The following is an 11,487-nucleotide window of genomic DNA, read 5'->3' on the forward strand; positions in this document are numbered from 1 at the left end:
GTTTTCAAAACTTCAATTATTATTTTAATATTTATTTTTTTCGATAAAAATTACAAAAGAATAAAGGGGCAAAAAATCATTTACAAAGAAAAATTTACTTTCCTCCAATATTTAAATCCCCTACATAAACGCTAGAACTACCAAATCCTGAAGTTTGAAATTCAAAATCATTAGCAATGGTGTCTACATTTTTAATAATATCAAAAAAATTACCAGAAACAACAATCATTTTAACAGGAGTTGTAACTTTACCTTTTTCAATTCTAAAACCACTAGCTTGTAGGCTAAAATCTCCACTAACAGTTTTAATTCCTGCATGCATCCCTACTAAATCAGTAATATAAATACCATTTTGAATAGGTTCAATCATTTTTGAAAAACTTTTTTTGCCAGGCACCAAATAACAATTAATCATAGAAGTACTGCCATCAAAACCGTTTCCAGTTGGAGCTTGTTTAAAAATGCGAGCAGTTTTTAAGTTGTGGATAAATCCTTGAAAAAATCCTTTAGTAATAATGGGTTTGGTTTGGCAAGCTACTCCTTCATCATCAAATTTTTCTTTAAAATAAGCCCCATCGTTTAAAGGATCATCAATAATACTAACTTTTTCAGAAGCAATTAAACAATTAACTTTATCTTTTAATTTAGTTAAGTTGCGATAAGCACTTGTACCAGTAAAAATATCGCTGAAACTTTCCAAAAGGTCTGCAAACATTTCATTAGAAAAAACAACTGGATATTTTTGAGATACCAAAGATTTAGCTCCTAATTTTTTTTCGCCCATCTCAACAATTTCAGTACCTAATTTAACAGGATTGAAGGTTACAAAATCCTTAGCTAAAATACTTTTGCCATAACTTTCCATTTCGCCTTCTTTTTGAAAAACCGCAGAAGCATACAAATAAGCAAAGCTATTTTGGTGCGATAAATTGAGCCCTTTGGAATTTAATAATGTTTTTTTATGACAAACTTCTTGGTAAATAATGCCATTAGTAGCTTGCAAATGGGAACTTTGCAACATTGTTTTTTCTAACTGCAACAACAAATTTTGTTTTTGTTCTAATGGAACTTGTCCAAAATCAAAGTTATTTTCCAATAATTCAGGATAACTGGAAGATCCTTCAAAAATAATAGCAGGTTCTTTAGAAGTAATTGTTTGGCAATTTTCTTTGAGGGTTTCAAAAGCATTATCAAAAGCGCTGTCAGTTAATTGTTCTAAAGCAATAGAAGTTTTTTTATTGGAAAAAATACCTCTTATAACTGCAGAAGCAACATCGCTCCAAACACAAGCATCTATTTTGCCTTTATCCAAAGATAGTTTAAAAGTTTGATTTTCATGAATTACAATTTCTAATGCTTCAAAACCTTGTTGCATTCCTTTTTCTAACCATTTTTGATAATTGTTAGGAGTGGGGTTTGTGTGAGTGGTTTGGCTTTGGGGTTTTGGGGTTTTTGTTACGTTGTTTATCATTTTTGATTTCCTCCTACAATCATTTCTTTTACTCTAATAGTGGGTTGTCCTACATCAACTGGTAGAGAACCAGAACAAGAACCACACATTCCTTGACCTAAAACTAAATCATTGGCAACACGGTCAATTTTAAATAAAATATCTGCTCCATGACCAATTAACATCGCTCCTTTAACATGGGTTGTTAATTTACCATTTTCGATTAAATAGCCTTCATTAACTACAAAATTAAATTCTCCAGTAGCAGGAACAACTGTTCCACCACCTAGACTTTTAGCATAAAGACCGTAAGGAGTATCTGCAATAATTTGTTCGGGCGTTTCTGTGCCTTTTTCGATGTAGGTGGAATTCATGCGCGAAGTAGGAGAGTATTTATAAGATTGTCTACGTGAAGAACCGGTAGATTGCATCTTCATTTTGCGTCCGTTTCTAAAATCAATTAAATAACCTTTAAGGATACCTTTTTCAATTAAAAGATTTTTTTGGGTGGGATTTCCCTCGTCATCAAAATTAAGACTGCCCCAAGACTCTTTAATAGTTCCATCATCATAAGCAGTTACAACTTCAGAAGCAACTTTTTGATTTAATTTATTACAAAAAGGAGAAAGGCCTTTAGCAACTGCAGTAGCTTCAAGGGGGTGCCCGCAAGCCTCATGGAAAATAACGCCTCCAAAACCATGATTAATTACAACTGGCATAGTTTGAGGTTTTAAAGATTTAGCATCTAATAAAGCAACTGCTTGTTTTGCTACTTTTTTGGCAATTGTTTCTAAATCAATTGCATCCAAGAATTCCAATCCCATTGCGCGTCCAGGACCTTCAAAGGCTTCTTGCATTTCTTGTCCTCTTTGTGCAACTCCTACAAGCCCACATCTAATATAATTGCGTGTGTCATTTTGATAAACTCCTAAAGTATTAGCAATTAAAACATGTTGTTCTTTTTGGCTTAAAGAGGTGATGGATTGAATAATTTGAGGATCATAATTTTGAATAATAGCCGATAATTTAAGTAATTTTTGGGCTTTTTGTTCTTGAGTCATGCTGTTATAAGGTTTTTGGATAGTATTTTTTAGGGGTTTTTCGGTTTGCAAGACAATAACTTTATTTGCTTTTCCTTGAAAAGATTTTTTTAATTTTAAAAGCAAGGATAAAACATTTTGATAATCAGTTTTATTGGTATATCCATAAACTTCATCAAAGCCTTTTAATAAGCGAATTCCTACTCCAAAAGTATTAGAAGTATCAGCAGAAACTACATCTTTGCCAATTACTTTAAGGGTATGAGAATAAGCATTTTCAAAAAATAATTCTGCAAAATCAGCTCCCTTATCTAAAGATAAATTTAGAATTTTTTGAATATCTTCTTTATTTAACATCAAATAATATTCTCCTTTATGTTGTTTGTAAATCTCTTTTATTTTATCATTTTTTTAAGCTTTTTAAGCGTATTATATAAAAGTTTTCCAAGTGAATTTATTATTGTTTTGTTAATTTTTTTGTTTTTATCAAAAATATGTTATAATAAAATACACAATTAAAGAGGAGCATATAAAAGCATAAAAAACGTTGAAATAAGTATTTTTAATTCGTTTATTGCATTTCATCATCAAAATATTAACTTAAAAACTTGATATAATATAAATATTTATTTTTAAAATCATTATAATATTATAAAAAGAAAAGAGAAAAGTAAATGTTTAGAATCAAATTTATTATTTTTAAACCAGAATTAGATAAACAAGGAAGAAAGCAAATAGATTTTTGGAAAACTCAAATTAGAAATATTTTTAATTTCCTTTTCTTTTTGGTAATTTTTTTATCTTCGGGGGTTTATTTCATTTCATATAGATAGTATTTTAAAACAAAATACCACATTACACCCTTTAATGAAAAATTTTCTTATTATGGTGAAATTATTTTTTTGGATATGTGAACTTTATCCCTTCCATTTGTTTTTTTGCTCGTTTTTTTTGATGGGTGTAGATAGTATGAAAGGAAGAACATTTAGCCAATTCATTTTAAGTAAAATATATTCAAAACCATAAATTGCTCCTAATGGTAAAAATAATCAATCAAAAAATAATACAAATACCCCCAAAAAATAACAAAAATAAATATAAATGTCAACAATAAATAAAACAAAAACTCCTTATATATTATAAGGAGTTTTTTCAATATTCTTTTATATCTTTGAAACAAATAATTATTTAGTAGCAAGAATAGCAAGAAAGGCTTTTTGAGGTAATTGCACTTTTCCTAATGTTTTCATTTTCTTTTTACCCTTTTTTTGTTTCTCTAATAATTTCTTTTTGCGAGTAACATCGCCTCCATAAAGTTTAGCTGTTACATCTTTACGCATAGCTTTGATAGTTTGTCTGGCAATAATTTTTTTACCCAAAGCTGCTTGAATAGGAATTTCAAACATTTGTTTAGGAATAAACTCTTTTAAAGTCTCACAAATAGCCTTTCCTCTTTCATAGGCAAAATCATGATGAACAATTAAAGATAGAGCATCAACAATTTCTCCATTTAATAAAATATCCATTTTTTGTAATTTAGAAACACGATATTTATCTATTTCATAATCAAAAGAAGCATAGCCTTTGGTTAATGATTTTAACTTATCAAAATAACTATAAATAATTTCTGAAAAAGGCAGCAAATAATTAATCATTACTCTTTGACTATCAATATATTCAATATTTTGAAGGGCTCCTCTTTTGTTTTGGGAAAGCTCCATTACTTTACCAATATAGATTTCAGGACACATAATAGTAGCTTTAATGAAGGGTTCTTCAATGCGGTCAATTATTTGAGTGGATGGAAGTTTGGAAGGATTATCAACTAAAAGTTTTTCTCCTTTGATAGAATAAACATGATAAATAACAGAAGGAGCAGTAGCAATTACTTCTACTCCAAATTCGCGACTAATTCTTTCTTGAATAATTTCCATATGCAAAAGTCCCAAAAACCCAGTTCTAAAACCAAGTCCCAAAGCATTAGAACTTTCAGGTTCAAAAATTAAGGAAGAATCGTTGAGTTTTAGTTTTTCTAAAGCTTCTTTAAGGATGTCATATTTATTTGTTTCTACAGGATAAAGTCCACAAAAAACTACTGAATTCATTTGTTTGTATCCCGGTAAAGGTAGCAAAGCTTGATTGTTTTGCGAAGTAATGGTGTCTCCAACTCTTACATGATTAATACTTTTAATAGCAGCAGTAAGATAACCTACATCACCTGGTGCCAAAAAATCTTTTACAATTTGTTTGGGATTACAAACTCCTACTTCAACTACTTCATAAACACTATTACTTGCCATAAAACGAATTTGATCGCCTTTTTTAACTGTTCCATTGACGATTCTAATGGAAGGCACAACTCCTTTATAAGAATCAAAATAAGAATCAAAAATTAAGGCTTGCAAGGGCTTTTGAATGTCTCCTTGAGGAGGTGATATTCTAGTTACTATTTGTTCCAAAATATCAATGACTCCAAGCCCTGTTTTTCCACTTGCAATTAAGGATTGTTCAGGGTCAAGTCCCAAAGTTTCTTTAATTTCTTCCTTAACTTTAGGAACATCTGCGCTTGGCAAATCCACTTTATTCAAAACAGGAATAAGGGTTAAATTGTTATCAACAGCTAAATAAACGTTGGCAAGAGTTTGGGCTTGAATGCCTTGAGTAGCATCAATAATTAAAAGAGCACCTTCGCAAGCTGCCAAAGAACGCGATACTTCATAACTAAAATCAACGTGTCCCGGTGTGTCAATCAAATGCATAATATAATTTTTGCCATCTTTGGACTTGTAGTTAATTTCTACAGCATTTAATTTAATAGTAATTCCGCGCTCGCGTTCTAAGTCCATGGAATCCAAAATTTGTTCTTTCATTATTCTTTTGTCAATTGTGCCTGTAAATTCTAAAATACGGTCGGCCAAAGTTGATTTACCGTGGTCAATGTGGGCGATAATGGAAAAATTACGGATGCGTTTTTGCCTTTCTTTTAATTGTTCTATGTTCATTTTTTGTTTATTTCCTTTATATTTTGGTTGGTTGGTTTTAGTTTGTTTTTGTGGGTTTTAATGTGGTTTGTGCTTGGTAGAATTAATTTTTATGATTTTTATTGGTTTTTAATTGTGAAATGATATTTTATAGTTATTATTTTTTTGGTTATTGGGTTTGGTAGTTTGTTAAGGTTGTTTTATTCTTTTTTAAGTTTTTTAAAATAACTATTATAAATCATTGTAAAGTTAAATTATTTAATATCTAATTCAAAAGTTATTATAACAAAAAAATAGTTTCTAGGTGCAAAATTAGTTTTTTTTGTAATTTTAAAGTTATTAAAGTTATAAATTATGTTAAAATCCAATTAAATCACATTTTTATTTTGACAAAAAAATTATAAAATAAGAATAAATAAGTAGTATAGCAAGCAAAATTATAATAAATAATTAGCAAAAAAGACCAACTTAAAGTTGATCTTAATTTGTTTTTAATTAGAAAATATGGCAAGTTTTAAATATTTTGAAAAGCATTGAAACTAACTAAATAATTTATTGTTCAGTTTCTTTGGAATTTTTTGAAGGTGAATTGGGGATGAATTTATCTATAAATTCTTCGGTAAGCATTAAGGCATTTTGAGGACTTATAGGTTTGTTAAGTGTAGGATGGTATTTTTCCTTACCTGGTTTAAATAAATGATATTTTTTGTAAATGTTAGTCATTTTTAGGCTTCTCCAAAAAAAATAAATATTTTGGCTTTCATTTTTCATTTGTAAAATATCATCTAAAGTGTATTTGTTCCAATCACTAATATCAAACTTATCAAAAGGAGATTCAAAATAAATCCCTACTAAATCTAAAGGAGGAGTTTTGATTCCTGTCATAACGCTATATAAAAAAGCGCCTGCAAGATCTTGTCCATTAAATGAAGGGAAACAAGCTACCCAACCATCATATTGAGGTTGTATTTTGTAGATAATTTTATGCATTAAAGTAGGTTTTAGATTTTCCATATAAACATGGGTTTCAGAATTTTTAAGTGTGCCATCTTGCATAAATTCACTATCAGGCACTATAAAATGATAATGGTTTTTGTCATTTACTGTTTGAATATAAAGAGGTAGTGTTTCTTTTTCTTGGTGTAATTCTTGTGTTTTTGGTTTTGTCAAATTGGGAGTTTTGACGAAATTTTGTTGATTGGGTTTTTGGGTTTGGTTATTAGTTAATTGTATTTTTTCTGATGATATAAAGGTTGAATGTCTTTTTTGTAAACTTAATATTAATAACAATAATACTAATATTATTGATGAAATAACACATAAAAAAGACACTAATTTATATTTTTGATTAAATAATTTAATATTCAAAATATTTGTTTCCTTAATAAAAAATAAAATAATAGGGTTAAATGAATATTAAATAATTATTTTATTGTAGTTTTTTTAACTGCTCAAGCTAAAGTTTTTTGAATGTTTCTGTAATTAAAAAGATTTAAGGAGGATATCTATATTTTTTTAATTTGGTAAGTTTGTTTTTTGCTACTGTTATCAAATCAAAAAAATTATTATAAAAATGAGCCATTCATTATACTTTCTAAAGAAAAAAGAATTTTTACTAAACTTGTTATTTTAAAAGTTTTTTAAAACGATCTAAAATTGGTGTTTTGTTTTTGCTGAGATGTTAATTATTTTATTATTGTTGTTTTTATTTTTTTGGTATAGAATTATTGTAAATTTTTCATAATTATTTAAGGTATGCTATCAAATAAAATAAAAAAAGACCTTTCAATTAGAAAAGTCTTTAAAAAATTATTTATTATTTGGGTAGTTTTTCAATTCAATTAGGTAATAAGTTTTTTTTATACATTTGTAATTGTTGATATATTTGATCTAATAATTTATTGTTGAATTTATGTTGTTTTTCATCGTTTAAATTGCAGAATTGTTTGGTAATTTCTATTGCCTCGTCGATTATAATGGCATGAGAAATGTTTGTTTCTAACAATTCATAAGTAGCTAAGCGAATAATTGCTCTGTCTACTTTGTTAAGGCGATTTATTTTATAATCATATAAACTTTTTGTGATGATTTCATCAATAAATTTAAGATTGGTGATGATTTTTTGAAAAAAAGTAAAAATGGGATTGGGATTTGTTTGTGACAAAGTCAAATTATTTTGGTAAAAATCATATTGATATAATAATTTCATCACTTCAATTCGTAATAACCGTGATTCTTTTTTATTTTGAGGATGTTTCATGGTAAATTATTTTAATGTTTGAGTAAGGTTATTTTGTACTTTTTCCCAGTCTAAGACACTAAAAAAAGCTTCAATATAATCAACTCTACGATTTTGATAACTTAAATAATAAGCATGTTCCCAAACATCTAGACCCAAAAGAGGAGTTCCTTGGTTTAGAACTACATCTTGATTAGGAGTAAAAGTAATTGCAAGTTTTTGTTGTGGAGTTAATACAAGCCAAGCCCAACCGCTTCCAAAAATGGTTTTAGCAGCATGAGCAAATTTGTCTTTGAAAGAATCTATAGAACCAAATTCGCAGTCAATCATTTCTTTTAATAATCCTTGAGGAGTATTGCCATTATTTACTTTTAGAATGTTCCAAAAAAAAGAATGATTAAAATGTCCGCCACCATTATTTCTAACTATTTGTCTAATATCTTGTGGTACTAACGACAAATCAGTTAGCATTTGTTCCAAAGATAAATTTAGTTGAGGGTGTTTTTTGAGAGCATCATTAAGGTTATTAATGTATGTTTGATGGTGTTTGAGATGATGTAATTGCATAGTTTGAGTATCAAAAAAAGGTTCTAAAGCATCATATTGATAAGGAAGAGAAAGTAGAGTAAAGTTCATTTGTTTGCTCCTTTAATGGTTAATGAAAAGATTTTTTGGGGGGTAGTGTTGGAATGAGGGGTTAATTGTGATAAAATGGAATAAAAAAACACTGTTTGTAATTATAACAAACAATGTTTTATTTTGTTTTTGTCTTTTGTGTTTTTTTATCTAATTTATTTTGTCGCGCATTTGGTAGTTTGCAAATAGTTATTGAGATTTAACTTCTAAAGCTTTAAGTCCTGCTAAATTGAGTAACCCCCAAGGTTTGTTGAAATGGGGTTGGAAAAAAAAGTCAACAAAAGCAAGTTGTTCTACTGTCATTTGGTTTTGCATACAAACACTTAAAGTATTCATTTTTTCAGTTAAATCAACGCGAGAAACAATTTGTCCTCCCAAAATTTTACGAGTTTCTTTGTCAAAAACAAGCTTTAACATTACAGCATCATAATCAGGCATAAATTCAGGTCTATTAGCATCTTTGATTGTAACAGTACCATAGTTTTTACCTAAAGCTTTGGCTACATTTTCAGTAAGTCCTGTTGAAGAAATACTCAAATCAATAATTTTAATGCCGCTTGTTCCTTGAGTTCCTAAATATTTTACGCAAGGTTTTTCAATGTTAAGTCCTACAAGTGTCCCCATTCTAATAGCATTAGTTGCTAAAGGCATGTATTTTACTTCTTGGGTAGGGTTGTAATAAACGTTAACACAATCGCCACAAGCATAAACATCAGGGTCTGAAGTTTGCATATATTCGTTAACAACTAAAGCACCATTAAAGGATGTTTCGAGATGATGAGCAAATAATTGAGTGTTGGGTTTAAAACTGATACACATAATTACCATTTCGGTCTCAAAGGTGTTTTTATCAGTTTTTACATGAGTCACTAAGCCGTCCTTAGTTTCGAATCCTGCTATTTTTTGTCCTAATGCTAGTGTAACTCTGTGGTCAGTTAAGGTTTTTTGAGCTACATCTGTAAATTCTTTGTCTAAATATTTAGACATAATTCTATCTTCTTGGTCTACTAAAACTACTTCTTTTTTTTGTACCGCAAATGCTTCAGCTAACTCAATTCCGATATAGCCAGCGCCTACTACTGTGATTTTATTAACGTTTTTGCTATAATTAATAATATCTTTGGCATGATCAAAGTTTTTAGACATTAAAACATTTTTGCAATCAATTCCTTTAATAGGAGGAATAACAGGCCAAGAACCAGTTGCAATTACTAATTTATCGTAGTTGTCTTTAAACTGTTTGCCAGTTTCTAAACTTTGAACTAAAACTTCTTTTTTGTCAAAATCTAGTTTTAATACTTCATGTTTAAGTTTGGTACAAACATCCATACTTACCAGTTCATCAGGATTTGAATAAAAAAGTCCTAGACTGTCTTTGATAACTCCTCCAACATACAAGGCAATTCCACAAGAAAGAAAAGAGATATTATCGTTTCTTTCATATACAACAACATCAGCTTGGGGATTGTTTTTTTTAATTGTTTTTACTGCAGCAGTTCCTGCATGAGTACAACCAACAACGATAACTTTCATATTTTTGTTATTAACTCCTTTGGATTTTTTCTTTGTTTTTTTTATTTAATTTTATTTTTGCTATACACTTTTAATTATACCTAAAAAACACTTGACAAAATAAATAAAATTGTAGAATAATCAAAAAAATAAAACGAATTTGATTATGACGTGCTTTGTGGCAACTTTTTTAAAATAACAAGGGCTAAGGCGTAATTATCGGTGTGAGTGATAGAAATTAAAATGGGGTTGAAAAAAGTGGTGCATGTGTTGTTTTTCACATAAGGAGCGCCGTTTTTGTCGTTAAGAATAGACCAGTTGCAATAGTTTTGGCAAGTAGGGTCGATTTTTTGGGGCGTTTGAAAAGCTTTAAAAAGAGCTTCTTTAGAAGCCCACCTTCCTGCTAAAAAGGTAAGTTGGCTTTGGGGATTTTGAATGATTTGATAAATTTGGTATTCTTCTGAGGATAAAATCCTTGCTGCTAAAATGTCTTTGCCTATTTTTTTAATTTTTTTAATTTCAACTAAATCTATGCCGATATTTTCCATATTTATTTTTTTTCCTTAGATGGTGCCAAAATTTGGGTAGTTTCAATTTCACAAGCTAGTTTTTTGATTTTTTGAAAATAATAATTTAGTCCTGATTTAGTGATTTGTTGCTTGTGTTTGTGGTAATATTTTTGAGTTAATTCTTGTAAACTTGCATCAGGGTTTTCTTTTCTTAATAACATAATTTGCAATAATTTAGGTTCAAGGTTGGGAAGTTTTTTTTGGGATTTTTCATTTTTGGGATTTTTCATTTTTAAGTTCGTGTTTTGGGGCTTGAGATTTGGGGTTTGAAAGTGTTTTTCAATCAAATTAATTTGTTGTAATTGTAAATTGGCAGAAGTAATAATTTTTTTTTCATTTGAAATTTCAAAATTAATAGAGGATTTAATAATGTGGTTTAAGTCTTTTTGAATTATTGTTTTTTCGTATTGAAAAACTATTTCCAAAGCGCCGATTAACCTTAAAAAATCAATAATCATTTGAGATTCTTTCAAATAAACTAAAAAACCCTTTTTGTGATTAATTTGTTTGGCGTTAAGGCTGAAATGAAGCATCAAAGTTTTAATTAATTCAATTTTGTGGCGGTCTTTGTGAAAAAATTCTAGATGATAATTAGTTTTTTTTGGGTCGTTTACAAAACCTATGCATAAAAAAATACCTCTTAAAAATGCTTTTTTGGCTTTTTGGCTTTTGAGCAAAGGTAAAAAATCGCTTGGAGTTTGAGCAAAAAAATGATGTTTTTCTAAAATTAAGGGAATGTCTTTTTCAATTCCTACATGAATGCTTTTTAAATGTGGTAAATTATATTCTTTGCTAGTCATCAAAAAAGAGTTGGTATTAGGATAAAAAGTTTTGATTAAAATAAGGAAACGCCTAGCAATTTTGATACTTTTGGTTTGGAACCACAATAAAGTTTTTTGGTGGTTTTTTTCTAATTCACAGCCAAAATGTAATAAAGCTGTCAATTCAAAAAAATTTTCTATGGGTAAGAATTTTTGACAAGCAATTTCTTCTTTAATTTTAATGTTAAAAGACATTGGCACCTTCTTGGATTTTTTTATTTGTTTTGGGGTTTGGGGTT

The 11,487-nt window shown here is 28.8% G+C and carries 9 protein-coding genes; all 9 read right to left on the reverse strand.

Annotated features, from left to right (window positions below; all coding sequences use genetic code 11):
• Positions 1–94 precede the first annotated feature (94 nt).
• The 9 genes from MBSPM3_RS01365 to whiA all read right to left on the reverse strand — a co-directional run bounded on the left by MBSPM3_RS01365 (position 95) and on the right by whiA (position 11,443).
• Positions 95–1,471: a TldD/PmbA family protein gene (locus tag MBSPM3_RS01365; RefSeq protein WP_069028195.1), complete on the reverse strand. Its 1,377-nt coding sequence runs from the start codon at positions 1,469–1,471 to the stop codon at positions 95–97.
• Positions 1,468–2,847 (reverse strand): TldD/PmbA family protein, encoded by a 1,380-nt coding sequence (locus MBSPM3_RS01370; protein WP_069028196.1) that lies wholly within the window; start codon positions 2,845–2,847, stop codon positions 1,468–1,470. Before MBSPM3_RS01370 ends, MBSPM3_RS01365 begins: the two co-directional genes overlap by 4 nt.
• Before the next feature lie 827 nt (positions 2,848–3,674).
• On the reverse strand, positions 3,675–5,492 hold the full coding sequence (gene lepA / locus MBSPM3_RS01375; RefSeq protein WP_069028197.1) for a translation elongation factor 4: 1,818 nt from the start codon (positions 5,490–5,492) through the stop codon (positions 3,675–3,677).
• A gap of 531 nt (positions 5,493–6,023) precedes the next feature.
• Positions 6,024–6,839, reverse strand: coding sequence for a hypothetical protein (locus MBSPM3_RS01380; RefSeq protein WP_069028198.1), 816 nt, complete (start codon positions 6,837–6,839; stop codon positions 6,024–6,026).
• Between the two features lie 469 nt (positions 6,840–7,308).
• Entirely contained in the window at positions 7,309–7,731 is a 423-nt protein-coding gene (locus tag MBSPM3_RS01385; RefSeq protein WP_069028199.1) for a transcription antitermination factor NusB, read from the reverse strand.
• A 6-nt stretch (positions 7,732–7,737) separates the two neighbouring features.
• Positions 7,738–8,346 carry a superoxide dismutase gene (locus MBSPM3_RS01390; RefSeq protein WP_069028200.1) on the reverse strand — a complete coding sequence of 203 codons (609 nt, stop codon included), beginning with the start codon at positions 8,344–8,346 and terminating at the stop codon, positions 7,738–7,740.
• Positions 8,347–8,535: 189 nt separating this feature from the next.
• Complete coding sequence (locus tag MBSPM3_RS01395; protein ID WP_069028201.1) at positions 8,536–9,879, reverse strand: FAD-dependent oxidoreductase; 1,344 nt, start codon at positions 9,877–9,879, stop codon at positions 8,536–8,538.
• Between the two features lie 143 nt (positions 9,880–10,022).
• Complete coding sequence (gene acpS / locus MBSPM3_RS01400) at positions 10,023–10,406, reverse strand: holo-ACP synthase (RefSeq protein ID WP_069028202.1); 384 nt, start codon at positions 10,404–10,406, stop codon at positions 10,023–10,025.
• A 2-nt stretch (positions 10,407–10,408) separates the two neighbouring features.
• Positions 10,409–11,443, reverse strand: coding sequence for a DNA-binding protein WhiA (whiA, locus tag MBSPM3_RS01405; RefSeq protein ID WP_069028203.1), 1,035 nt, complete (start codon positions 11,441–11,443; stop codon positions 10,409–10,411).
• Positions 11,444–11,487: the final 44 nt, after the last annotated feature.

It is taken from the genome of Candidatus Phytoplasma zeae, assembly GCF_001712875.1.
Classification (GTDB): domain Bacteria; phylum Bacillota_I; class Bacilli_A; order Acholeplasmatales; family Acholeplasmataceae; genus Phytoplasma; species Phytoplasma asteris.